19 protein-coding genes, 1 tRNA gene and 1 pseudogene are annotated in these 23217 nt (G+C 70.4%); 6 read left to right on the top strand and 15 right to left on the bottom strand.

Translation table 11 applies throughout. The annotated features are described in order from the left end of the window. Positions 1-76: 76 nt before the first annotated feature. The 10 genes from ABZW18_RS27235 to ABZW18_RS27190 form a co-directional block, all read right to left on the bottom strand. Complete coding sequence (locus ABZW18_RS27235) at positions 77-619, bottom strand: hypothetical protein (protein WP_356192181.1); 543 nt, start codon at positions 617-619, stop codon at positions 77-79. A gap of 632 nt (positions 620-1251) precedes the next feature. Then, positions 1252-2076, bottom strand: coding sequence for an HAD family hydrolase (locus ABZW18_RS27230; RefSeq protein WP_356192178.1), 825 nt, complete (start codon positions 2074-2076; stop codon positions 1252-1254). After that, positions 2073-3350 (bottom strand): serine--tRNA ligase, encoded by a 1278-nt coding sequence (serS, locus tag ABZW18_RS27225; RefSeq protein WP_356192176.1) that lies wholly within the window; start codon positions 3348-3350, stop codon positions 2073-2075. The genes ABZW18_RS27230 and serS overlap by 4 nt, the downstream gene beginning before the upstream one ends. A 527-nt stretch (positions 3351-3877) precedes the next feature. Next, positions 3878-4813, bottom strand: coding sequence for a prephenate dehydratase (pheA, locus tag ABZW18_RS27220; RefSeq protein ID WP_356192173.1), 936 nt, complete (start codon positions 4811-4813; stop codon positions 3878-3880). Between the two features lie 142 nt (positions 4814-4955). Further along, complete coding sequence (gene efeB, locus ABZW18_RS27215) at positions 4956-6224, bottom strand: iron uptake transporter deferrochelatase/peroxidase subunit (RefSeq protein ID WP_356192170.1); 1269 nt, start codon at positions 6222-6224, stop codon at positions 4956-4958. Then, entirely contained in the window at positions 6224-8221 is a 1998-nt protein-coding gene (locus ABZW18_RS27210; RefSeq protein WP_356192168.1) for a copper resistance protein CopC, read from the bottom strand. The genes efeB and ABZW18_RS27210 overlap by 1 nt, the downstream gene beginning before the upstream one ends. 12 nt (positions 8222-8233) lie before the next feature. Then, complete coding sequence (locus ABZW18_RS27205; protein ID WP_356192166.1) at positions 8234-8686, bottom strand: copper chaperone PCu(A)C; 453 nt, start codon at positions 8684-8686, stop codon at positions 8234-8236. Then, positions 8683-9324 (bottom strand): SCO family protein, encoded by a 642-nt coding sequence (locus tag ABZW18_RS27200; RefSeq protein WP_356192163.1) that lies wholly within the window; start codon positions 9322-9324, stop codon positions 8683-8685. Before ABZW18_RS27200 ends, ABZW18_RS27205 begins: the two co-directional genes overlap by 4 nt. 49 nt (positions 9325-9373) lie before the next feature. Then, on the bottom strand, positions 9374-10123 hold the full coding sequence (locus tag ABZW18_RS27195; RefSeq protein WP_356192161.1) for a YcnI family protein: 750 nt from the start codon (positions 10121-10123) through the stop codon (positions 9374-9376). Between the two features lie 104 nt (positions 10124-10227). Then, the gene (locus ABZW18_RS27190) at positions 10228-11091 is read right to left on the bottom strand and encodes a hypothetical protein (protein WP_356192158.1); all 864 of its coding nucleotides are present in this window, start codon (positions 11089-11091) and stop codon (positions 10228-10230) included. 211 nt (positions 11092-11302) lie between these two features. Here ABZW18_RS27190 and ABZW18_RS27185 point away from each other — a divergent pair, with 211 nt between their 5' ends. Continuing rightward, on the top strand, positions 11303-11782 hold the full coding sequence (locus ABZW18_RS27185; RefSeq protein ID WP_356192155.1) for an ATP-binding protein: 480 nt from the start codon (positions 11303-11305) through the stop codon (positions 11780-11782). A 133-nt stretch (positions 11783-11915) separates the two neighbouring features. Here ABZW18_RS27185 and ABZW18_RS27180 read toward each other — a convergent pair whose 3' ends face one another. Beyond that, entirely contained in the window at positions 11916-13439 is a 1524-nt protein-coding gene (locus ABZW18_RS27180) for an aminopeptidase P family protein (protein ID WP_356192153.1), read from the bottom strand. Between the two features lie 75 nt (positions 13440-13514). Then, complete coding sequence (locus ABZW18_RS27175; protein ID WP_356192151.1) at positions 13515-14957, bottom strand: PP2C family protein-serine/threonine phosphatase; 1443 nt, start codon at positions 14955-14957, stop codon at positions 13515-13517. 783 nt (positions 14958-15740) lie between these two features. Between ABZW18_RS27175 and ABZW18_RS27170 the strand changes: the two genes are divergently transcribed. Both ABZW18_RS27170 and ABZW18_RS27165 read left to right on the top strand, forming a co-directional pair. Continuing rightward, positions 15741-16418 (top strand): bifunctional DNA primase/polymerase, encoded by a 678-nt coding sequence (locus tag ABZW18_RS27170; RefSeq protein ID WP_356192149.1) that lies wholly within the window; start codon positions 15741-15743, stop codon positions 16416-16418. A gap of 175 nt (positions 16419-16593) precedes the next feature. After that, complete coding sequence (locus ABZW18_RS27165) at positions 16594-17292, top strand: hypothetical protein (protein ID WP_356192147.1); 699 nt, start codon at positions 16594-16596, stop codon at positions 17290-17292. Positions 17293-17498: 206 nt separating this feature from the next. Here ABZW18_RS27165 and ABZW18_RS27160 read toward each other — a convergent pair whose 3' ends face one another. The 3 genes and pseudogenes from ABZW18_RS27160 to ABZW18_RS27150 all read right to left on the bottom strand — a co-directional run bounded on the left by ABZW18_RS27160 (position 17499) and on the right by ABZW18_RS27150 (position 20138). Further along, positions 17499-18488, bottom strand: coding sequence for a DUF5926 family protein (locus ABZW18_RS27160; RefSeq protein ID WP_356192145.1), 990 nt, complete (start codon positions 18486-18488; stop codon positions 17499-17501). Positions 18489-18612: 124 nt separating this feature from the next. Further along, a pseudogene (locus tag ABZW18_RS27155) lies at positions 18613-19219 on the bottom strand (ATP-binding protein). A 61-nt stretch (positions 19220-19280) separates the two neighbouring features. Beyond that, positions 19281-20138 (bottom strand): glycerophosphodiester phosphodiesterase, encoded by an 858-nt coding sequence (locus ABZW18_RS27150; RefSeq protein ID WP_356192142.1) that lies wholly within the window; start codon positions 20136-20138, stop codon positions 19281-19283. 220 nt (positions 20139-20358) lie between these two features. Between ABZW18_RS27150 and ABZW18_RS27145 the strand changes: the two genes are divergently transcribed. The 3 genes from ABZW18_RS27145 (at position 20359) to ABZW18_RS27135 (ending at position 23212) form a co-directional block, all read left to right on the top strand. After that, entirely contained in the window at positions 20359-22053 is a 1695-nt protein-coding gene (locus ABZW18_RS27145) for a trypsin-like peptidase domain-containing protein (RefSeq protein ID WP_356192140.1), read from the top strand. A 41-nt stretch (positions 22054-22094) separates the two neighbouring features. After that, positions 22095-22187 (top strand) — tRNA-Ser (locus ABZW18_RS27140). A 236-nt stretch (positions 22188-22423) separates the two neighbouring features. Then, complete coding sequence (locus ABZW18_RS27135) at positions 22424-23212, top strand: GntR family transcriptional regulator (protein ID WP_356192137.1); 789 nt, start codon at positions 22424-22426, stop codon at positions 23210-23212. Positions 23213-23217: the final 5 nt, after the last annotated feature.

The raw sequence follows: 23217 nt of genomic DNA, 5'->3' as shown, positions 1-23217 counted from the left end.
TCCAGCTTGGCCATCACCGCCTTCGCGGTGGCTTCGTCGTGAGCGGTGATGTCCATCTCCTGTCGCCTCCTACTTCCTAGCCGTCACTCCTGCGGCGCCGGTGCGCCTGGGTGGACCTGCTCTTCAGCACCGCTACGTCCCGACCGAGTACGGCTACGTTCTGGCGGACTTCCTTCATGTCCTCACCCAGGTCGCACAGCCGCTCGCTCATGGCGCAGACCACGCGGTTCGTGGCGTCGAGCCGGTGATCGATGCGCTCCAGCCGTACCGAGATCCCGGCAATGACCGGTCCCAGTTCGCGCAGCGATGCACCGACGTCGCCGAGGCAGGCCTCGACGGTGCTCAGCCGAGTGCCGATCGGTCCTTCGAGGACGTGCTCGGCGGCTTGCGCGGCGGTGTCGGTGACGAGCTGCTCGAGGGAGACGTAGCCCGCCGGCGGAGCCCACTGCCGAGAGCGGGCTCCCGCCTCGACGTCGAGGAGATATGTCCGGACGCGGCGGGCTACCTCACTGTCCCGCAGAAGCATGGCGACGTTGAGGACGGCCCTGCGGGTGAAGAGCGCGAGGCTGGAGCGGGGCTGTGGATAACTCCCGGAACCCTCCCCCGGATAGAGAGACATGCTGTCTCTCTTAAATTGTTCGAGGTCAGCGCCCCGCAGAATGACGAAGCCGTTGTTCTCCAGCTCCGTCCGGTGGCGTTGGACCAGTTTGTTGATGACGCGTTCGTCGACCTCGAAGTAGGCGGTGTCGTGACATGCAGCCCGTCGGGCAGCAGCGCCAGGACCTTGACCTTGTCGAGCGCGTCCGTGTGCCCGGCGACGCTGTCGCGCAGCGCGCGCGACTCGAGCAGGGCGGATTCGGGTGGCAATTCAATGCCCTCCACTCTTACTGGAACGGTTGTGGGAACGCCCGTATCCAGGGACCAGGAGCGAAGGCTGCTCATCTGTGCACTCACCCAATGACCGGTTCTGCCGCCCGGCAATCCGCCACTTCACACGCTCTACGACGCCTCGAACTCCAGTTGCCTCCACGCACACAGGACAACGAGCTGATAAGCGGACCGTCACGCCCTGTTGCGCACACGTTCGTACGCCATTGATACCGACGCCAGGCCGAGGCCGCTACCCGTACAGCCGCCCGTGCCGCCGCGGAACGGCGCGCGTAGCATCTCGGCCGCCGACGCGAGTTTCCAAGGGCGCTACGAGCATCCCCCTGACGCACCGCCCGGCTTCAGCGCGCGCACCGCCCGGATTCAGGAGGGGAAGAGCCGCTCCAGGACGGCCGCTATGCCGTCCTCCTGATGGGACGCGGTGACCTCGTCCGCCACGGCCTTCAGTTCGTGGTGTGCGTTGGCCATGGCGACGCCGTGCGCGGCCCATCCGAACATCGGGATGTCATTGGGCATGTCGCCGAAGGCGATCGTGTCGGCCGCCTTCAGACCCAGTCGCCGGGCCGCCAGCCGGAGACCGGTGGCCTTGGTCAGGCCCAGCGGGAGGAGTTCGACGATGCCCTCGCCCGCCATCGTCACACCCACCAGATCTCCGGCGGTCGCCAGGGCGACCCGCGCGAGTTCGTCGTCGTCCAGGGTGGGGTGCTGGATGAAGAGCTTGCTCAGCGGGGCGGACCACAGCTCGGCCGGGTCCTTGTAGGGCACGACCGGCAACGGGCTCTGCATCCGGTACCCCGGGCCGACCAGTACCTCGCCCTCCAAGCCGTCCCGGTTCGCCGCCACGGCGAGCGGGCCGGTCTCCGCCTCGATCTTCGCCAGCGCCAGCCCGGCGAGCTTCCGGTCGAGTGTCACGGACGTCAGCAGCCGGTTCTCCCCCGCGTGGTAGACCTGACCGCCCTGTGCGCACACCGCCAGGCCCCGGTAGCCGAGGTCGTCCAGGATGTGCCGTGCCCGTGGCGCGGCACGTCCGGTGACGATGATGTGTGCGGCTCCCGCCTTCGCGGCCGCGGCGAGCGCCGCGCGTGAGCGCTGCGAGACCGTGCCGTCGGCGCGCAGCAGCGTGCCGTCGAGGTCGGTCGCGATCAGTCGGTACGGGAGGACGGGCGAGGAGCCGGCGCCGGAGCTCACTTGCCGACCGGCTCCAGCAGCTCACGGCCGCCGAGGTACGGGCGGAGCACCTCGGGGACCCGCACCGAGCCGTCCGGCTGCTGGTGGTTCTCCAGCAGGGCGACGATGGTCCGGGGCACCGCGCACAGGGTGCCGTTGAGCGTGGCCAGCGGACGCACATGCTTGCCGTCGCGCATCCGCACCGAGAGCCGCCGTGCCTGGAACTCATTGCAGTTCGAGGCGGAGGTCAGCTCGCGGTACTTGCCCTGGGCCGGGATCCACGCCTCGCAGTCGAACTTGCGGGAGGCCGAGGACCCCAGGTCACCGGTGGCCACGTCGATCACCTGGAAAGGCAGCTCCAGACCGGTCAGCCACTGCTTCTCCCAGTCGAGCAGCCGCTGGTGCTCGGCCTCCGACTCCTCCGGTGCGACGTAGGAGAACATCTCGACCTTGTCGAACTGGTGGACACGGAAGATGCCCCGGGTGTCCTTGCCGTACGTGCCGGCCTCGCGGCGGAAGCAGGGCGAGAAGCCGGCGTAGCGCAGCGGCAGCTTGTCGGCCTCGACGATCTCGTCCATGTGGTACGCGGCGAGCGGGACCTCGGAGGTGCCGACCAGGTAGTAGTCGTCCTTCTCGAGGTGGTAGACGTTCTCCGCGGCCTGGCCGAGGAAGCCGGTGCCCTCCATGGCGCGCGGCTTGACCAGCGCGGGGGTGAGCATGGGGACAAAACCGGCGGCGGTGGCCTGCGCGATGGCGGCGTTGACCAGGGCGAGCTCCAGCAGCGCGCCCACGCCGGTCAGGTAGTAGAAGCGCGAGCCCGAGACCTTGGCGCCACGTTCCACGTCGATCGCGCCGAGCAGCTGGCCGAGCTCCAGATGGTCCTTCGGCTCGAACCCCTCACCCGCGAAGTCGCGCGGAGTGCCGACGGTCTCCAGGACGGTGAAGTCCTCCTCGCCGCCCACCGGGACGTCCGGGTGCACGAGATTGCCGAGCTGGAGCACCAGGCGCTGGGTCTCCTCCGCGGCCTCATCCTGCTCGGCGTCGGCCGCCTTGACCGCGGCCGACAGTTCGCCGGCCTTCTTCAGCAGCTCTGCCTTCTCGTCGCCCGATGACTTGGGGATGAGTTTGCCGAGCGCCTTCTGCTCGGCTCGGAGCTCGTCGAAGCGGACGCTGGAGGACCTGCGCCGCTCGTCGGCGGAGACCAGCGCGTCGACGAGCGCGACGTCCTCTCCACGGGCGCGCTGGGACGCGCGGACACGGTCGGGGTCCTCACGGAGCAGACGAAGGTCAATCACCCCACCAGGCTACCGGGGTGCGCAGCCGGTGCTCGACCCGATATCCCGACCCATGCAGTTTGCCCTTTTTGACTGGAAGATTCCGATTAGAAATGAAAGAGATCAATGAATGGCAACATATGCGACCAAAAGGGACGGATAAGTCATCTTCCTCGGCTGATTCCCTTGCGAGTGGCGGGAGTTGGCGGCCGAGTTGTCCACAGGGGCGCAAGCGGTCCGGTCCTTTATCCACAGGCTGTGAGGAAGTTCTGTGGATAGCGGAAGTGATCATTCTGCCGACTGCGCGCTGGCCGATGAATTCCCCTCTCAAACCCTTCTCACACACTCATTCGGGTGGGAATGACTCCCCCCAAAGAGTTGATCGATGGAATTGGGGTGACGAGGGGTGGCCTGGCGCACTGTGGGTCGAGGTGGGCGCTGTGAGCGATTTGTCGACCATGTCGTGTTCCCGTGTCGACTTGTCCCCAGGTCGAGAACGGACCCTGTGGATAACTTCCGTGGATAACTTCACTCGCAGGTGGGAGCGGTCACGCCCGGCCGTCGAGGCATCGAGTCAGCCAGTCCGAGGCGGCCGTGAACTCGCGGTCCGAGGTCCCGTGCCGCAGCGCCGGTACGTCGGACGGGTCCGTACCGGCCCGCGGGTACGAACCCAGGAAGCGGACCTTCGGGCAGATCCGCTTCAGCCCCATCAGGGCCTCGCCCACCCGGCGGTCCGTGATGTGCCCCTCGCAGTCCACCGAGAAGCAGTAACGGCCGATCCCCTCGCCCGTGGGCCGCGACTCGATGCGCATCAGGTTCACGCCACGCGCCGAATACTCCTGGAGCAGCTCCAGCAGAGCACCGGGGTGGTCGTCACCCAGCCAGATCACGACGGACGTCTTGTCCGCGCCGGTCCGGGCAGCGGGCCGGGCGGGCCGGCCGACCAGCACGAAGCGGGTCGCCGCGTTCTGTGCGTCGTGAATATCGGTGACCAGCGGCTCCAGTCCGTACTTCGGCGCGGCGAACTCGCCCGCGAACGCCGCGTCGTAGCGCCCCTCCTGCACCAGCCGGGCACCGTCCGCGTTCGACGCCGCCGACTCCCACAGGGCGTCCGGCAGGTTCGCCGCGAGCCAGTTGCGTACCTGTGGCTGCGCGACCGGGTGGCCGGTCACGGTCTTCACGTCCGAGAGTGCGGTCCCCGGACGGACGAGCAGAGCGAAGGCGATCGGCAGGAGCACCTCGCGGTAGATCATCAGCGGTTCGCCGGTGGCCAGTTCGTCGAGCGTGGCGGTGACCCCGCCCTCGACGGAGTTCTCGATCGGCACGAGCGCGCCGCCGGCCTCCCCGGACCGTACGGCGTCCAGAGCGGCAGGCACGGAGACCATCGGCAGTAGTTCGCGGGTCGCGGCCTCCGGAAGGGTCCGCAGCGCGGCCTCCGTGAAGGTGCCCGCGGGCCCGAGGTAGGTGTAGCGACTGGCCGACATCGTGCGTGGCTCCTTGCGTCCCGGGGGACCGCCCATCCCCTGGTCTTCGGCAGGGGGGACCCCGATCCCGTGCTCGTCACGATACCGAGCCGCCGGTCCGGGACACACGGAGTCTCAGTGAGTGGCCGGTGCCGGGCCTCGCTCAGCCCTCCAGCAGCCGCTGTCCCACGTACTCGCCCGGCGCGCAGCCGCCCGGCACCGCGAACAGGCCGCTCGCCTCGTGCCGGATGAACGGCGACAGCGCGTCGCCCCGGTCGAGCTTGCGCTGCACCGGTACGAAGCCCGTGAGCGGATCGGCCTGCCAGCAGATGAACAGCAGCCCGGCGTCCGGCACCCCGTCGGAGCCGAAGCCGTCGTGGAAGGAGAAAGGACGGCGCAGCATGGCGGCCCCGCCGTTCGTCTCCGGTGCCGAGATCCGGGCGTGCGCGTTCGCAGGGATCACGACCTTGCCCGAGGCGTCGGTTCTGTCCAGGTCCACCGGCGTCGTCTCGGTACCACCGGACAGCGGGGCGCCGTCGGACTTCCGCCGCCCGATGACCTTCTCCTGCTTGCTGAGCGGCAGCTTCTCCCAGTCGTCCAGAAGCATCCGGATACGTCGCACGACCGCGTACGAGCCGTTCGCCATCCAGTCGGACGCGCCACCGCCCGGCACGAAGATCCGCCGGTCGAAGTCGTCATCCGCGGGCTTCGGGTTGTTGGTGCCGTCGACCTGGCCCATCAGGTTGCGCGCCGTCATCGGGTGGGACGTGGTTCCGGGCGCGCGGTTGAAGCCGCTCATCTGCCAGCGCAGCCGGGCCGCGCCGGCCGCCGCCGTCTGCACCGCACGCAGCGCGTGGAAGGCGACCAGGGCGTCGTTCGCGCCGATCTGTACCCACAGGTCTCCGTCGCTGCGCTTCGCGTCCAGCGCGTCGGAGGAGAAGTCCGGCAGCGGGTCCAGTTCCACCGGGCGCCGCTTCTCCAGGCCCGTACGGTCGAAGAAGGTGCGCCCGAAGCCGAAGGTGATGGTCAGGGACGACGGACCCGCGTCGAGCGCGACGCCGGTGTCGTCCGCCGGCGCGCGGCCCGCTGTCAGTTCCTCCGCGGTCCTCGACCAGCGGCGCAGCAGCGCGGCTGCCGCTTTGCGGCCTGTGGCGGGGAGGAGGTCGAAGGCGGCGAGGTGCCCATGGGCCTGCAGCGGAGTGGTGATGCCGGCCTGGTGCTTGCCATGGAAGGCGAAGGCCGTGGAGCCGACCGTGGTCAGCGCGGCCGTGTCGCCCTCGCCCCGGGCAGCGGCGGTGCCGATCGCGCCACCTGTCGCCCCCACGGCGAGGCCCGTGGCGCCGGCCGCGCCCACGGTGCCGAGCAGCCGCCGCCGGGAGAGGTCCCCGAAGCTGCCCATGGAGCTGTCCCTGGAGGTGTCGTCGTCCTTCATCAGCCGATCTTCATCTTCTTGGTTTCGGTCGCCTGGTCGATGTCGGAGGTCCGTACGGTCACGGACACCTCCCAGTCACCCGCCAGCGGGAGCTGGACGCCGTTCGCCGCCCAGTGGCCGGTCTCGACTCGCGCGGTCTCCGCGGGAAGCGGCCCGAGGTCCTTGGACTTCAGCGTGAAGGAGACCTTCACCTCGGGGACGTCCAGGGGTCTGCCGTTCGGCCGGGTCAGCTTGAGGTCGAGGGTGTTTCCGCCGGTGACGCCCGGGTCGAGGGCGATCCGGGCGGTGCCCTTTCCGTCCTCGCCACCGGTGTCGAACGGGATCTTCGCCGTGACCCGGCGAATGGGCGGGACCGCCGGCTCACCGCTCGCGGTCCGTGCCGTCTCCTCCGTACGCCCGGGCTCCGTGCTCGTCAGCCCAGTGGTCACGGCCAGCAGTACGACGGCGACCGACGCCTCGGCCAGTACGGAGCGGCGCAGCCCGGAGCGCTCCAGGTCGGCGTCGCGGATGCGCCTGTCGCGCGCCGTGGCCCGGGCGGTCCGCTGCCGGGACAGCTGGGCGGCCCGGCGCGGATCGGCCGGCACGGTGACCGGTTCCTCGTCGAGTTCCTCCGCCGACTCGACGTCCTCCGCCGACTCGACGTCCTCCACCGGCTCCGTGTCCTCCGCCGGGCCCCCGTCGTTCGACGACTCCCCGTCCGTGGCCGAGTCCAGGACCTTCGCGGCCTCCACGTCGGATGCCCCGGCGGCCGAGAGTCGCGCTGTCCAGCGCCTCGAGATCCAGGCGATGCCGACCATCACCCCCACCAGACCGACCTTGATGATCAGCAGCCGCCCGTACGAGGTGGAGGTCAGGGCGTCCCACGAGCCGACCTGACGCCATGACTGGTACAGCCCGGTCGCGGTCAGCACGAGCACGCTGCCGAACGCCACCCGCGAGAAGCGGCGCACCGCTGCCCGTTCGATGGACGGCGCCCGGTAGAGAGAGATCAACAGCGCGGCCAGGCCGCCCAGCCAGGCCGCGACCGCCAGCAGATGGAGGATGTCCACGGGCATGGCCACGCCCGGCTGGAGACCGGTCGAGGCGTGCTCGGCGAGCGCCCAGGTCGCGGCGAGCCCGGCCGCGACGACCGCCCCACCGACCCCCAGTCCGAAGCCCAGGTCCTTGCGCTCCTTCGGGTCCTTGCGCCGCGCGTACGAGCCGAAGAGCACCGCGACGAACAGCGCCGCGGCAGCGAGCAGCAACAGCCGGGAGATCAGCGCCGCGCCCGTCTTGGTCTCCAGCACCGCCCGTAGCCCGCTCAGATCGAGGACATCCAGGAGCTTCCCCGAACCCGTGTACGGGCTGCGGAGCAGCAGCAGCGCGATAGTGGAGGCCGTCAGGGCGACCCAGCCATGGACGACATGCCGCTGAAGGGGCCGTACGGCCGCCCCGCCCGGCCAGCAGGCCAGTACGAACGCGCTGCCTCCCACCAGCAGTACGAAGCCGGCGTAGGCGGCGTACCGCGCGATGCCGTACAGAGCCCCGACGAGGCCTCCGCCGGTCTGCTGCTCCGGCACCGCGGCGGAGGTCTTCGAGGGCGCGCCGATGGAGAAAGTGAACGCGCCCGCCACCGGGTGGCTGTCGGCCGAGACCGCCTGCCACGTGACGGTGAAGGTGCCGTCGGGCAGCCCGGAGCGCAGCCCGACGCCGTACTCCACCTTCCCGCCGCCCCGGTCGAGAAGCCTGCCGGTGTCGACTCGCTTGCCCTTCGGGTCCAGCACGCGGATCGAGTCGTCGGACATGGTGACGCCCTCGGAGAAGGTGAGGGTGACGTCCTTCGGCGCACTGCCGATCACCGCCCCCTCCTTCGGGTCGCTCCCCGTCAGTGCGGCGTGCGCGGCGGCGGGGGAGGCGCCGGCGAGCAGCGAGCCGATCAGCGCTGCGGCGAGGAGCAGCAGTGTGACGGCCGCGGAGCGCGCGGACCGGTGTCCCAAGGAGGGGGCGGCGGCTGGCATGGCGTCAGTCCCTCACTTCTTCGGCGTGTAGTTGGCCGCCTCGACGGGGACGTCGAGCTTGATCGGGTCCGTGGTGGCGAAGCGGAGTTCCAGGGACACCTTCTCGCCCTTGGTGGGCTTGTGTTTGAGCTTCATCAACATCAGGTGACTGCCGCCCCGGCCGAGTTCGAGCTCCCCGTTCGCCGGGATCTCGAGCGTCTCCACCGGGCGCATCGTGCTGCCCACGGTCTTGTGCAGCGTCACGTCGTCCGAGATGTCGCTGGTGACTGAGGTCAGCTTGTCCGCGGTGTCCCCGGTGTTCTTCACGACCAGGTAGCCGCTCGCCATGTCGGCCGTCACCGGCTGCGGCACGTATCCGTCCCCGGCTTTCAGCTCGGCGCCGGCGTCGGCGCCGGAGGAGCAGCCGGCGAGTGCGAGCCCTGCCGTGAGTGCCAGGACGGTGGCGGGGGTCCTGCGGCGCCTCATGGCGTCTCCCCCTTGATGATCTTCGGCAGGTCTTTCCCGTAGTCCTCGGCGGTGGTGTCCTTGCCGTACAGGACGTGGGCCTTGTCGTCCTTCGGGGAGAAGGCGAGGACCTGTGTGCCGTGCGAGGACACCCAGACGCCCTTCTCCTTCTTCGGCTTGTCGAGGTAGATGCCGAGCGTACGGGCCCCCGCCTGGATGGTGTCGAAGTCGCCGGTGAGGCCCGTGAAGGACTTGTTCTGCATCCCGAGCCACTCGCCGAGCCGCCGGGGAGTGTCCTGCCGCGGGTCGGAGGTGACGAAGACGACCCGCAGTTCCTTCTGCTCCGCCTTCGACAGCTTCCGCATGGCGATGTCGATGTTGCTCATCGTGAACGGGCAGGCGTCCGGGCAGTTGGTGTAGCCGAAGTACAGCAGGGTCGGGTGGCCCTTGGTCTGCTCGAGCAGGTCGTACTTCTTGCCCTTGGTGTCCGTGAGGACGAGGTCGGGCTTCTCGATCGGATTGTCGAGTACGGTCGCGGCCTTCCGCGCGGGCGCGGCGACATCGGCGGCGGGTTTGCCGTCGTCGCCGCCTCCGCACGCGGACAGGGTCAGTGCTGCCACCGCCGTGAGTGCGGCGGTGGACACACGGGTTCTGCGCATGGAGAGATACCCCAGGTGTGGTGGGTTTCGTAAGGGACGGGGAGTCGCGTCAGGACGAGCGGCGGCGGCCGGCGAGGATGCCGAACGCGGCACCGACGACGCCGACGACGATCCCCACGATCCCGAGCACCCGCGCGGTGGTGTCACTGGTCTCCGCCGCGGCGGCCTCGGTTCCGCCGGACTTCCCCGACTCCTCGGCCCCGTGCTCATGGCCGTCCTTGGCGTCGTCCGAGGAGCCGGCGGCGCCGTGGGAGTGGCCCTCCGCGCCCTCAGCGGGCTCGGTGAGCTTCAGGACGGGCGCCGGGCTCTCCGGCTCCTCCCCGCCCTCCTTGGGCTCCTCGATCCAGCGCACGATCTCGTCGTCGTCGTACGTCTGCAGGGCCTTGAAGACCAGCTGGTCCTCGTCCTCCGGCAGCTGGCCGACGGAGAGCGGGAACTGCTGGAAGCTGCCCGGCTCGATCGTGCCGCCGGTCCAGGTGACCTTGGTGACGGCTTCGTCGATCTTCTCGCCGTGCATCTCCAGCGGCTTGTCCAGCTTGGACTCGGTGACCTTGACGTCCCAGCCCGGCACCGGCTGCGGCATGACCGAGGCCAGCGGGTGGTCGGTCGGCAGGGTGATCTCGAGCTTCACGGTCGAGGCCTTGTCACGCTCGTTCGGGACCTTGAAGGCGATGGTGCCGTAGCCGCCCTTCTCGGCCTCCCCGGGCTCCACCGAGACATGGGCGAAGGCCGGGCCGGCGAGCAGCAGGACGGTACCGGCGGCGGCGCCGACGACGAGCGAGAGACGAGAGACGTTCATGTTTGCGGACACTCCAGGCTGATGAGTCGGGTGAGTTGGCGCGCGTGCGGCTGTGACGCGTCGACCCCCCGACACCGGAGGGGCCGGATGCCGGGCGGCTGCGCCTAGGCCGCGAGGTCGAAGCGCGGCGGGCCCCGACGGCTGACGGAGTGCTCCAGGACCAGCGAGCTGGGCAGGGGCATGCCCCGCCCGTGACCGCACCGCCCGCGAAGGAGCGGAGCCGGCGGTGCCCCGGGCAGCCCGCCGCGCAGGGCACGTACGAGCGCGAGGGCGGCGCGCAGGGAGCGTACGAGCGCCCCCTCCGCGACGCCGCGCGCCGACAGGCGTACGAGCCGGAAAAGCGCGGCCTCGCCGCGCCGCAGCAGCAGCCCGAGTACGAGCGCGGCCAGCAGATGGCCGAGCAGCATCGGCAGGGAGGGGAGAAGGGCGTCGGCGAGAGAGGGGAAGGCCGGCACTGCTCCCGTGTCCAGTCCACCGGAACCCGCGGCATGGGCACCTGCCGCATGGGCATCTGCCGCATGGGCGCCCCCCGCGTGCGCCAGATGCCCGCGGGGGGCGATGCCGGAGGCGCCCACGATCCGCCGGGCCTCGGCGGCGGACAGCCGTACGGGGCCACCGTCGCCGGCGCAGACCAGCCGGGCGGCCAAGGCGATCAACGTCCCGTCCGAGGGCCGGCCGCGGGAAGCCGGGCCGGTCGCGGCGTGCTGCCCGAGCTCGAAGAGAGCGTGCAGCGCAAGCTGTCCCACCGCCAGACCGGCAGCGATCCCGGGGAGGCGGCACTCCCGCCCGGCGAGCGGCGCGGACACGGCGAAAACCGCGACGAATCCGCAGCCCAGCGTCCAGAGCGGAGCCCCCTCGCAGGACGCGAGCATGTGCCCGGCCGCGGACAGCGCGACGCAGACCGCGGCGAACACCGCGGCCCTCAGCAGTCGCAGATCGGCGCCGGCGCGCGCGACGGGGGCAGACATGGCCGCGCCATCATCCCACCGGGCACACCGTCTCCCTACGGCAGGGGCGGGCATACGAGAGCGCATCGCGTGCCCGCGTTACCCCGCATTACACCGCGGCCACCGACCGCGCATCCGCCGTATGAGCGTAGTCACGGCAATCGCACGCTTACGGATGGGTACGCGCGGCAATACGTATCGGTATGTCGAGCCGCAGCCAGGAGGCTGGAGCATGAGCATCTGGTGGTCACTCCACTTGCGGCGCGAGGCTGCGAGCGTTCCGCTCGCCCGTCGGCTCCTGCTGGGCGCCATGGAGACAGCGGGCGTCGACCCGGACATCTCCTACGACCTGTCGATCGCACTCACCGAGGCGTGCGCGAACGCGGTCGAGCACGGTGGCGACGCGGCGCCGGGCTGCCTGTCCGAGGCCTATCGGGTGACCGCCTACCTGGACGGCGACAAGTGCCGTATCGAGGTCACGGATTCGGGACCCGGCTTTCCGGTGGGACGCGTGGTACGCCGCAACTCCCTGCCGCTGCAGCCCGCGGCCCTCGCACCGGCGGAATCCCAGCCGGAACACGGGCGCGGCCTCTTTCTCATCGAGGCGCTCGCGGACCACGTCGACATCCGGAACAGACCGGGGCGGGGCGCGGTCGTGAGCTTCGACAAGATCCTCAAGTGGCGTGAGGACGCACTGCTCAAGGCGTCCTGACGCCGGACCCGGCGGCCCGGCCCCACCACCGCGACGTGTATGACAACTGGCCCCGCCCACCGCGGCGCGTACGGCAAGCGGAAGCGGCGGGGCCCGCGCAGGCCCCGCCGCTCCCGTACGGCAATCCCTCGCGTCAGCTCTTGAGGCGCGCCATCCAGGACTCGACATCATCGGCGGCGCGCGGCAGCGCCGCCGAGAGGTTCCGGTTCCCTCCCTCGGTGACCAGGATGTCGTCCTCGATCCGGACACCGATGCCGCGGAACTCCTCCGGCACGGTCAGGTCGTCCGCCTGGAAGTACAGGCCGGGCTCGACGGTCAGACACATGCCCGGCTCCAGCGTGCCCTCCACATACGTCTCCGTACGGGCCACCGCGCAGTCGTGCACATCCAGGCCGAGCATGTGGCCGGTGCCGTGCAGCGTCCAGCGACGCTGCAGGCCGAGCTCCAGTACCCGCTCGACCGGGCCCTCGACCAGACCCCACTCGACGAGCTTCCCGGCGAGCACGCGCTGCGCGGCGTCGTGGAAGTCGCGGTACTTCGCCCCCGGCTTGACCGCCGCGATGCCCGCCTCCTGCGCCTCGTACACCGCGTCGTAGATCTTGCGCTGGAGCTCGGTGAACCGGCCGTTGACGGGCAGGGTCCGGGTGACGTCGGCGGTGTAGAGAGTGTGGGTCTCCACCCCGGCGTCGAGGAGCAGCAGCTCGCCGGACCGGACCGGACCGTCGTTACGTACCCAGTGCAGGGTGGTGGCGTGCGGGCCCGCGGCGCAGATGGAGCCGTAGCCGATGTCGTTGCCCTCGACGCGGGCGCGCAGGAAGAACGTTCCCTCAATATAGCGCTCCGAGGTGGCCTCTGCCTTGTCGAGGATCTTCACGACGTCCTCGAAGCCGCGGACGGTCGAGTCGACGGCCGCTTGGAGCTGGCCGATCTCGAACTCGTCCTTGACCAGGCGCAGCTCGCTGAGGAAGACCCGCAGCTCCTCGTCGCGCTCGGCGTCGCCCGCCGCGTCGCCATCCGCATCCGTCCCGCTCGTCCCGCGGGAGGACGCCAGGGCCTCTTCCAGCCCGGCGTCATGGCCGCGGACGATACGGACCGGGCCGCCCAGGGCCTCCAGCTCGCAGGCGGCCGTGCGGACGTCCTTGCACGGCAGGCCCAGCAGCTGCTCGCCCTCGGCGAGGCTGTGCCTGCGGCCGACCCACAGCTCGCCCTGTCCGTCGAGCCAGAACTCGCCGTTCTCGCGGTCGGAGCGGGGCAGCAGATAGAGAGTCGCCTCGTGGCCGGCCGCGGTGGGCTCCAGTACGAGGATGCCGTCCTGGGTCCGGTCGCCGGTCAGGTGCACGTACTCGGTGGAGGCGCGGAAGCTGTACTCGGTGTCGTTCGACCGGGTCTTGAGGTTGCCGGCGGGAATCACCAGACGCTCGCCGGGGAAGCGGGCGGAGAGCGCGGCGCGTCGGCGGGCGGTGTTCGGGGCCTGTTCCACGGGCTGCAGGTCATGCAGCTCGGTGTCGGCCCAGCCGGTCTTCATGTTCTCGGCAAGCTCGTCGGAGAGGCCTGGGTACAGGCCGTTCTTCCGCTGCTTGATGGGCTCGTCGCCTTCCGGGTTCGCGGGCGCGGGCTGCTCGGTCACGACTTCCTCCTCGAATGGGACCCCATCCATCGTATGGGTGGACGGAAGACGCCCGGGGAGGGGTACGGCAAAGGCGTTGAAATACAGAAAAAGCGGGCAAATTCCTCAATCGAACCGGACGACGAGCAGGACGACGTCCTCCGGGCTGTCCGCCGTGTCCCGGCCGTCCGGCAGGACCGTGCTCAGCATGTGGTCGGCGATCGCGTCCGGGTCGTCCCGTACGGATTTGGGCACGCTCGCCGCTGCCGCGTGCAGCAGTGCGAAGGCCTGGTCCATCGGCTCGCCCGTGCGGTGCAGCAACCCGTCGCTGTAGAGCAGCAGGGTCTCGCCGGACACGGTCTCGAACTCGACGCTGGGCGCCTCCCAGCAGGAGAGCATCCCGAGTGGCGCGGACAGCGAGGTCTCCACGAACTCGGTCCGCTGCTCGCCGATGATCAGCGGCGGGCAGTGCCCGGCGCCGGACAGCACCAGCCTTCTGAGCGCGGGCTCGCAGTACGCGAAGAGCGCGGTCGCGGAACGGGCGGGCTCGGTCAGCCGCAGCAGCAGTTCGAGGTCGGAGAGCACGGCGACCGGATCCTCGCCCTCCATCACCGCGTACGCGCGCAGGGACGCGCGCAGCCGTCCCATGGCGGCGACGGCGCTCGGACCGGAACCGGTGACACCGCCGACGGCGAGGCCGAGCGCACCCTCGGGCAGCGGCAGGGCGTCGTACCAGTCGCCGCCGCCCTGCGGGCCGGTGCGGTGCCGTACGGCGAGGCGGACGCCGGCCATCCGCGGCAGCCGGCTGGGAAGCAGCTCCTCGCGGAGGGTGTCGGCGACCGTGCGGGCGCGGGACAGCTCGAGGTGGCGGGCGAGGTGCTCGGTGGCGAAGCGGGTGTAGAGGCCGACCAGGTGGCGCTGCCGGTCGACGGGTTCGGTCGGCTCGTCGTAGAGCCATACCGCCGCGCCCAGCCGGCCCGCCTCGTCGGTCGCGAGCGGCACCGCGTAGCTGGCGGCGTAGCCGAGACGGGCGGCGACCTCGCGGTGACGGGGGTCGAGAGCCGGCTCGTTCCGCAGGTCCGGGTGGGCGATCTCGAGCCGGGCGGTGCTGTCGCCCTCCTCCTCGGGGAGGCCGTCGAGGATCCGGCCGTAGGAGGCGGAGCTGCGCGGGATGGTCTCGATCGTGCCGAGGTCGGCCCGGCCGAGGCCGAGTCCGACGGTGGTGTCGGGGCCACGGCCGTCCGCGGGTTCGAGGACGATCATGCCGCGCTGGGCGCCGACGAGAGCGGCTCCGGCGCGCAGCAGTTCGTGGAGCGCGTCGTCGAGGGACGCAGTCCGGGCCATCTGCTCGGTGAGCTCGTGCAGGGTGGTGAGGTCGGAGATCCAGCCGGCGAGCCGGTCCTGGACAGCGGCGAGTTGATCTACGGGGCTGAGGTCCTGAGCAGCGGCGGCGGGGCTCCCGGACTCCGGCTGGGGGGTGGCGGAGGGGAGATGGGGGGCGACAGTGTGCGCCGGTGCAGGAACGGCTGGATCGATTCCGGCCACTTTCGGCAGGTGCGGGGCGCTCATGGTCGGCGGCTTTCGCTCATGGTCGGCGGCATATCCGGCCACAAGCCTGCATCCCTCACGGTGGATGCACTAAATGTCGTAAATCGAAGGTTTTTGTCGAGTGTGGTTGCGCGACTGATCAAACAGCGCATTCCTCGCAATAGCATCGCAAACCCCCATGTCCAGCTGCGCCGCTATCAATGCCTCCACATGTACACGTAGCCGTGGGGTGTGTCCAGCATTGTGAAGACGGGGTTGTTGGTGTCTATGGTAGTTGGAAGTTGGCTTGAAAAACGTCCCTCAGTCGTCAATTTGCGGTCGACTGAGGGCACTCGACAACGCGTCATATCCACCGTGGTGGGTACGTACTCGGAGAAGGGCAGGGGCTGTTGGGGGCGCCCCGGAACCCCGCGGCGGCCTCGAGCGTCCTACTCGGCGACAGCCGAGCCCATCCCCGAGTGGCGAGTGGGGTCCCCCGTGCCGGAAGTCCGGCGGGGGGAGTACTGGGACGGCAAGCGCCATGCGAGCGCCACCCCTCGCCACGTACCACGCTCGGCCCGCGACGTGATGCGCTGCTTTGAACGCGCAGTGACGAATGATCCACGTGATGTGAACGGACTGAACGGACTGGTGCGGCGCCACGTACTGCCATGCAGTCCGATCGGTACACCAGGTAGATCCGGCAGCACTGGTAGATCCGGTAGCGGTACGTACACCGGTACGGCGGTACAGCGGTACAGCAGTTCGGCGTGTGAAGACGCGATGGATACAGCCCTCGGCGTTAACGGAAAGGAACGAGCGCTCATGCGCGAGATCCTCGGAAGGCGGCGCAGGCTCCTGCTCGGGCGTAGGCGCAGCGGGAAGTCGGCCATGCTCGTCGGGGCGCTCACTTGCGCCACCGAGTGGAATTGGCCCGTGCTCCCCGGTGTGGGACTCCGGTCCGGCAGCGGTGGGCGCAGCTGTGGCTGCCCGCACCCCGACTGCGTGGTGCCCGGTGCCCACCCCTTCGATCCCGGTCTGCTCGCGGCGACCACCGACGAGCGCATGGTGCGGTGGTGGTGGGGGAACCGTCCCAGCGCTCCGATCGTGCTGGCCACCGGCGGCCAAGCGCCCTGCGCGGTGAGCCTGCCGGCGGTCGCGGCGGCGCGGGCACTGGCCGAACTCGACGCGATGGGCGTGCGGCTCGGCCCGGTTGTGGCGACGCCCAGCCGCTGGTCGATCCTGGTGGCGCCGTACTCCCTCGAGGTGCTGGGCGAACTGCTGCACAACCAGGACTGGGTGCCCAGCTCGCTCCGCTTCCACGGTGAAGGGGGCTATCTCGTGCTGCCGCCGTCGGAGACCGGCGCAGGACAGGTGCGCTGGGAGCGGGCGCCCCTGCCCGGGTCTGCCGCGCCATGGCTGCCGGACGTGGAAGCCGTCGTGGACGCACTGGTCGAGGCCAGCACCGGCGCGCCCGGCGGGGGCAGTCGGCTCGCCTACTGATCCCGCTTCAGACTCCGACCGGATGCGGTCGCCTTACTCGCCCGCGCTCACTCGTACGGGTGTCAGCCGGGCGGAGAACCACCGGAATGGCCGCGCGGCCGTCCGGAGAACCCCGCTCTGCCCGATATGTTCTGCCTACCGTCAAGCGTTCTCAGCGAGTTCGAGGTGGGTCCTCATGGAGCGGGCGTCCAATCCGCGCGGGTCGAACCTCCGCGTCATCGCACTCGCGAGCGCAGTCGTCCTCGCCGTCCTGCTGCCGCTTGCAGCCGCGACGGCGGGCCCGGCAGTTCCCGGTGAGAGCGGCGGCAGGCCGCAAGCCCGGGCCGCCGCGGTGTCCCCGGCTCCGTCCCGGTCCGCCGCACCCGCCCCCGGGACGGTTTCCCGGGCCGGCTCTGCCGATGACACCGACACGTCCGCCGACAGGCCGGCGCCGGGCAAGCCGGCGGTCGCGCCCAGCGACTCCGGTCTGGTCCACGAGCTCGGCCTCTCCGGCCTCTCCGACAGACAGCGCAGGATGGCCGAATGCGGTCCTGAACTCACCTCCCCGGAAGGGGTCGAGGCGCAGACCTGCGTGCTGAGCGAGGGTCGCGACACCTGGGCGCGCACCTACTACCGGAACCTCACCGGCAGCACGCTGCGCGCCGTACTGACCCAGATGAGGCCCGACGGACGGACCGTACAGGTGCACTGCACGCTGGAAGCGGGAGATGACCCGGGGGCGTGCGAGACGCCTCGTACGCCGGGGGGTGCCGCAGGGCAAGATTCCGCAGGAGAGAGCAGGTCGCACGGTGCCGTGGCAGAGATCGCATCGGCCGACTCGGAGCGCCTGTTGCTGCGCTCGGGGAGCAACTCCCCGTCGTCCGCGTCCGGTTGAACCGCGGCGCGGTCGCGCCGAGAGGTCCGGGCATGGAGACGCCCGGTCGCTGGCGACGGGGGATGCACCAGCGACCGGGCTTTTAGAACCGTAACAAGAGATTGGCCGTTCGCAAATTCGATCGCGGATATCCGGACGCCGATTTACTGTTGAGTAGGGCCAGTTGTGACAGGAGTCACGCCCCAGGGGCTCCGCAGGGGGCTGCCTCAGCTGAGGGTCACCTGGCGGTTGGTGAGGCCACCGCGTGCCCGGCGCTCGTCGGAGGTCAGCGGCGCGTCCGAGGAGAGCGCCTCTGCGAGCCGTTCCGCGAAGGCCTCGGCCGGCTTCTCCACATCGCCTGCGCGCACCGGGCTCGGCAGGTCCCACACCGGCACCACGAGCCCATGGGCGCGGAACGAGCCGACGAGCCGGGTTCCTTCGCCGAGCGAGGACGTACCCGCGGCGTGCAGCCGGGCGAGCGCGTCGAGCAGCTTCTCCTCCGGGTGCGGCATGACCCAGCGCAGGTGGTTCTTGTCCGGGGTCTCGCACCAGTACGCGGCCTCGACGCCGGAGAGACGGGTGGTGGGGACCGCGGCCTCGTTGGCCCGCTCCAGGGACGCGGCGACCTCGGGGGTGGAGTTCTCGGCGTCCTCCAGCCAGAACTCGAATCCGTCGTGCACGACCGGGACGAACGGTCCCGCCGGGTCGAGCAGGTCCTGCAGACGCGGGCCGTCGGCGGAGACGCTCACGCCGCCCGCGGTGGGGTGACCGGCGGCGGCCACCGGGCTGCCGGGGGTGGCTTCCAGGGCCCGCTTCAGTACGTCGGCGAGGTCACGGCTGATGTCACCGGACGCGGTGTCGTTCTGCAGGCCCAGCAGTACGGCGCCGTCGTCGCGGCGCAGCGCGGGCCAGGCCATCGGGAGCACGGTCGCCAGAGTGACCGACGGTACGCCTTCGGGCAGTCCGCCCCGCAGGTTGAGCTCCACGGTCGCGGCGGGTACGAGTTCGCGCAGCGCGACCCAGTCGCACTCGCCGGGCAGGCCCTCGAAGGGACGCTGCACGAGGGCGGTCACGGCGTGCGCGGCGGCCCGGCCGTGACATGCCTTGTAGCGTCGGCCCGAACCGCAGGGGCAGGGCTCGCGTGCGCCGACGGCCGGGTAGTTCACATCAGTGCCTGTGACCTTGCCGGTCTTGGTCTGCGGGCGCTTCTTGGCCATGGCGAGCATTTCTCCCGGTTGCGGCGGTGGGTGCTGGGCCGCCGAGCCTAGCCCTTCGCGGGGCTTTCGCGTGACCTTGGACGGCCCGTTCCGTCCCCGGATCCGGGCGAGGGCTGCGCGACGCCTATGCGAGGTCGTCGAAAAGCTCGGCGACGTCCAGCGCCGCGACACCCACGCGTGTAGAGAGGTCGGCCCTGAGCGGGGCGGCCAGAATCATGGCCCACACAGTGACCTCGCCGACGGCGTCGTCCCGTACGCCCCAGTCCTGGGCGAGCGCTCTGATGATGTTGAGTCCCCGGCCGCCGCGGGCCGTCACCGAGGGAGTGGCCGGAAGTGGCCGGGTCGGACCGCCGCCGTCTGTCACTTCCACGGTCAGTCGTCCGTATTCGTCCACGCGCCAGGCGGCGCGCACCTCGTCGGCCTCGTCCCCGTTGTCACCGGCGCGCAGTGGCCGACCGTGCCGACACGCATTGCTGAGCAGTTCGGACAGAATCAATACCGCGTCGTCGACCACAGAATCCGGCACTCCGCTCATCCGGAGTCCCTTGCGCATCCTGCGCCTGGCCTCACCCACGCCCGCTGGACCATGGGGTACGGCCATGATCGACGACGTCGGCACCTCCTGTGCCACCACGAACGCCACCCCCGAGACCTCCTTTGCCCCCACGCCACGGGATGGATGCCCCAATGGACTGGACCGGAAACCGGCCAACTGCTGTGCCCTGGCGCACTCGTAAGGATCGAATACATACCGAACGCGCCGGTGCACTCCTTGTCGGGGGGTTGCAGGTGCTATGGGCGGCCGAGTTGGGAAAGCACCTGCTTGGGACGATTGGTGATCACAGCGTCCACGCCGAGACGGGCGCAGAGCGCCACATCGGCGGGGGAATCGACCGTCCAGACATGGACTTGGTGGCCGGCGCGGTGCGCCTTGTCGACGTAATCGGGGTGGCTCCGCAGGATCCTGATGCCCGGCCCGGCGATCCGGGTTCCGGCCGGCAGCCGCCCGTCGCGGCACCGGGGCGAGAGGAACTGCATCAGATAGACGGTCGGGATGTCCGGTGCCCAGAAGTGCACGCGGTGCAGCGAGCGCGCCGAGAAGCTCATGATCCGGACGGCGGAGGGCTCACCCGCGGGCGGGCTGTCGAGGCCGAAACGGCGCAGCAGCTCCATGAGCCTCTCCTCGACCTGGCCGGCCCAGCGGGTCGGGTGCTTGGTCTCGATGGCGAGCTCGACGCGGCGGCCGGCGTCGGAGACGAGTTCGAGGAGTCGTTCGAGGGTGAGGACGGCGGAGCGCTCCCGGTCCGTGGATTCGTCCCAGGGCCCGTCCCCGGACTGGTCCCAGTCGGGAGACTCGTCCCGGTCCTTCCATGATCCGAAGTCCAGGGCCGCGAGGTCCGAGAGCTCCAGGGCGGACACCGCGCCCCGGCCGTTCGAGGTCCGGTTGACCCGCCAGTCGTGCACGCACACCAGATGCCCGTCCGCGGTGAGCCGTACATCGCACTCGAGTGCGTCGGCACCGGCCTCGATGGCTTTCCGGTACGCGGCCAGGGTGTGCTCCGGGGCCTCCTCGGACGCCCCGCGGTGGGCTACGACGGAGATCGCGTTCGGCCCCGGACGGACGTCGCGGGCCGGGTGCGCATAGGTCACCGCGTTATGGTGCCACCCCGGGCCGGGGTGTCGCTCTGCGGCTGTGGTCGGCGAGCCTGCGGATGCGTCCGTTCTGTCCGGGATAAAGGATGGCGGTCCACACCGCCGTCACTGCTTACGGTGCTCTGACGCCAGGTGGGCAATGCTGGCGGCAGACATTGGCATACGTGGGCCGTGCCAGAAAGACTGTTGTGACTGTCGTGCACCTGAGGAGAAAGCTGTGAGCACCGAGAACGAGGGCTCCGCCGTTCCGCCTGAGGCGGAGCAGGCGTCGGCGCCCGAGAGGCCGGGCACCCAGCCCGCGTCCCCGTCCGGCGCACCGACCGCAGACTCCGCGCGCGGTACGGGCCCCCTGCCGCCCGTCCCCACCGCACGGCCCACGCCCCCGTCTCGGGGCGTGTCCGCCGACGCGGACTCGGACTACCCGCTGCCGCCCCCGGGGGCCGCTGAGGACCGGACCGCACAGCTTCCCGCCGTCGGCGCTGCCGACGGGAAGTCGTTCACCCGTTCGGCCGAGTACCCCTCGGCCGCATCTGCGGGTGTCCCGTGGGGTGCGCCCGGAGGCGCTCAGGCGCGCGGACCAGCAGGGTCCGGCTCGTCCGGCTCGTCCGGCGAGCTGCCGCCACGGGCTGGTCAGCACGCCTCGGCAGCCCATTCGTCGGCGCAGCCTCCGTCTTCTCCGGACCCGGCGAACCCGTCCGGAGGCGCGGGATGGCCGCCCCCGCCGCCGCCCGGCGGAGGCTGGGGCAGCGGCCCCGTACCGCCGCCGCCCGGGCGCAAGCCCTCCAGGCGGGGCGGCGGTCTCGTCGCGGCCGTGCTCGCGGCCGCTTTGGTCGGGGGTGGCGTAGGCGGCGGCATCGGCTTCCTGGTCGCCGACCAGAACGAGGGCACCGGCTCGACGACGGTCTCCACCTCGGGCAACCCCGAGGCGCTGAACCGCTCGCCCAATTCCGTATCCGGCATAGCGCAGCGCGCGCTCCCGAGTGTCGTCACCATCGAGGCGCAGGGAGGCCAGGGCGAGGCCGGCACCGGCACCGGCTTCGTCTACGACAAGCAGGGCCACATCCTCACCAACAATCACGTGGTGGCCTCGGCCGCCGACGGCGGCAAGCTGACCGCGACCTTCTCGGACGGCAAGAAGTACGGAGCCGAGGTCCTCGGCCGGGCGCAGGGCTACGACGTGGCCGTGGTCAAGCTCAAGAGCGCCTCGGGCGCGAAGCTCAACCCGCTGCCCCTCGGTGACTCGGACAAGAAGGTGGCGGTGGGCGACGCCACGATCGCGATCGGCGCGCCCTTCGGCCTCGCCGGCACGGTCACCACGGGCATCATCAGCGCGAAGAACCGCCCCGTGGCCTCCAGCGACGGCGGCAACAGCAACGCCTCGTACATGAGCGCGCTCCAGACGGACGCCTCGATCAACCCGGGTAACTCCGGCGGTCCGCTGCTCAACGCGGAGGGCGCCGTCATCGGCATCAACTCGGCCATCCAGTCGGCCGGCAGCGGCGGCGGCTTCGGCGGCGAGACGCAGCAGTCCGGCAGCATCGGCCTGGGCTTCGCGATCCCGATCAACCAGGCGAAGCGCGTCGCCGAGACGCTGATCAAGACCGGGCAGCCGGTCTACCCGGTGATCGGCGTGCAGGTGGACATGCGGGAGCAGGGCGACGGCGCGCGGATCTCCAAGAGCGGCAGCGGCGGCTCGTCGGCGGTCACTCCGGGCGGCCCGGCCGACAAGGCGGGTCTCCAGCCCGGCGATGTCATCACCAAGCTGGACTCCACGGTCATCGACAGCGGCCCGACGCTGATCAGCACGATCTGGACGCACAAGCCGGGTGACCAGGTCACGCTGACCTACGAGCGCGACGGCAAGGAGCAGACGGCGGAGGTCACCCTGGGCGCACGCAAGGGAGACAGCTAACCGCTGGGCTGGCCCCTGCGTCTCCCCTGGTGGGACGGCGCGGGGAGGGTTGCCCGAGCGGCCTGAGGGAACGGTCTTGAAAACCGAAGTTGGTCAGAACGGCCCTCGAAGCTTCGAGCCGTAGAGACTCCCCAGCCCACACCCAGCGCAAGTGAGGCGGGGTGCCGGACCGATTTCGGCACCCCGCCTCACTGTTTCCTGTCTCACCGTGTCTCACCCTGTGCCGACAGTGGCCAGGGTGCCCGGACCAACGACGGACCGGACGTCCGGTGGGCGGGGGCTATGCCTCGTCGCCCTGGCTACTCGTCAAGACCTCTTGATGACTCGTATGCTGTCTCGCGTGAAAACACGACGGGATGGGTGAGCACCAGTGGCCAAGGTGTACGAACGGATCGCGGACGAACTCCGCCAGTCCATCCGTGCAGGAGAGCTGAGCCCGGGCGACCGGCTACCGGCAGAGACGAAGCTCGCCGAGCGCTACCGCAGGAGCGTGCCGACCATTCGTGAGGCCCTGCGCCTCCTGCAAGCCGAAGGCCTGATCGAGAAACAGCACGGCCGCGGCAACTTCGTGCGCCGTCCCCGCACCTTGGTGCTGCGCACGAACAGCCGGCATCAATGGGAGAAGGACCGCGCCCGTGAGCCGCTGCCCCAGCGGAAGCAGACGGGGGCCACCGAGCGCGACACGGGCTTGGAACTGGACGATCTCGTCTTCTACGCGGCGTATCGGGAGATCAAGGCGGACCAGGACCTCGCGGAGGCCTTCAGCGTCCGCGAGGGGACGGCCATGGTGGAGCGCACCTATCGGACGCGGTACAGGGCCGAGAGTGCGCCGTTCAACCTCGTGACCTCCCACCTCGTCCGCGACATGGTCGCGGACAACCCCGACCTCCTGGACGACGCGAACGAACCGTGGCCGGGGGGCACCCAGAACCAGCTCTACACCGTCGGCATCGAAATCGGCCACATCGAAGAACGCGTCACCGCCCGCCCGCCGACGGCGGAGGAGGCGGAGGAACTGGACCTGCCGCCCGGTACGGCGGTAGTCGTGCTCCGGAAGACGTCGTACGACATCAATGACCGGGTTGTGGACATCTCCGACATCACACTGCCCGGCGACCGCACGGAACTGCTGTTCACCACTCCTCTGGAAAGGTGGTGACCGCC

It is taken from the genome of Streptomyces sp. NPDC004647, assembly GCF_040609575.1.
In the GTDB taxonomy this organism is placed as follows: Bacteria; Actinomycetota; Actinomycetes; order Streptomycetales; family Streptomycetaceae; genus Streptomyces.
This window is presented reverse-complemented; position numbering and strand designations above follow the sequence as displayed.

Coding starts and splice junctions, on each gene's coding strand:
- ABZW18_RS27235 (WP_356192181.1), bottom strand. CDS start 619: ATGTCTCTCTATCCGGGGGAGGGTTCCGGGAGTTATCCACAGCCCCGC.
- pheA (WP_356192173.1), bottom strand. CDS start 4,813: ATGTCGGCCAGTCGCTACACCTACCTCGGGCCCGCGGGCACCTTCACG.
- efeB (WP_356192170.1), bottom strand. CDS start 6,224: ATGAAGGACGACGACACCTCCAGGGACAGCTCCATGGGCAGCTTCGGG.
- ABZW18_RS27210 (WP_356192168.1), bottom strand. CDS start 8,221: ATGCCAGCCGCCGCCCCCTCCTTGGGACACCGGTCCGCGCGCTCCGCG.
- ABZW18_RS27205 (WP_356192166.1), bottom strand. CDS start 8,686: ATGAGGCGCCGCAGGACCCCCGCCACCGTCCTGGCACTCACGGCAGGG.
- ABZW18_RS27200 (WP_356192163.1), bottom strand. CDS start 9,324: ATGCGCAGAACCCGTGTGTCCACCGCCGCACTCACGGCGGTGGCAGCA.
- ABZW18_RS27195 (WP_356192161.1), bottom strand. CDS start 10,123: ATGAACGTCTCTCGTCTCTCGCTCGTCGTCGGCGCCGCCGCCGGTACC.
- ABZW18_RS27190 (WP_356192158.1), bottom strand. CDS start 11,091: ATGTCTGCCCCCGTCGCGCGCGCCGGCGCCGATCTGCGACTGCTGAGG.
- ABZW18_RS27185 (WP_356192155.1), top strand. CDS start 11,303: ATGAGCATCTGGTGGTCACTCCACTTGCGGCGCGAGGCTGCGAGCGTT.
- ABZW18_RS27180 (WP_356192153.1), bottom strand. CDS start 13,439: ATGGATGGGGTCCCATTCGAGGAGGAAGTCGTGACCGAGCAGCCCGCG.
- ABZW18_RS27175 (WP_356192151.1), bottom strand. CDS start 14,957: ATGAGCGCCCCGCACCTGCCGAAAGTGGCCGGAATCGATCCAGCCGTT.
- ABZW18_RS27170 (WP_356192149.1), top strand. CDS start 15,741: ATGCGCGAGATCCTCGGAAGGCGGCGCAGGCTCCTGCTCGGGCGTAGG.
- ABZW18_RS27165 (WP_356192147.1), top strand. CDS start 16,594: ATGGAGCGGGCGTCCAATCCGCGCGGGTCGAACCTCCGCGTCATCGCA.
- ABZW18_RS27160 (WP_356192145.1), bottom strand. CDS start 18,488: ATGGCCAAGAAGCGCCCGCAGACCAAGACCGGCAAGGTCACAGGCACT.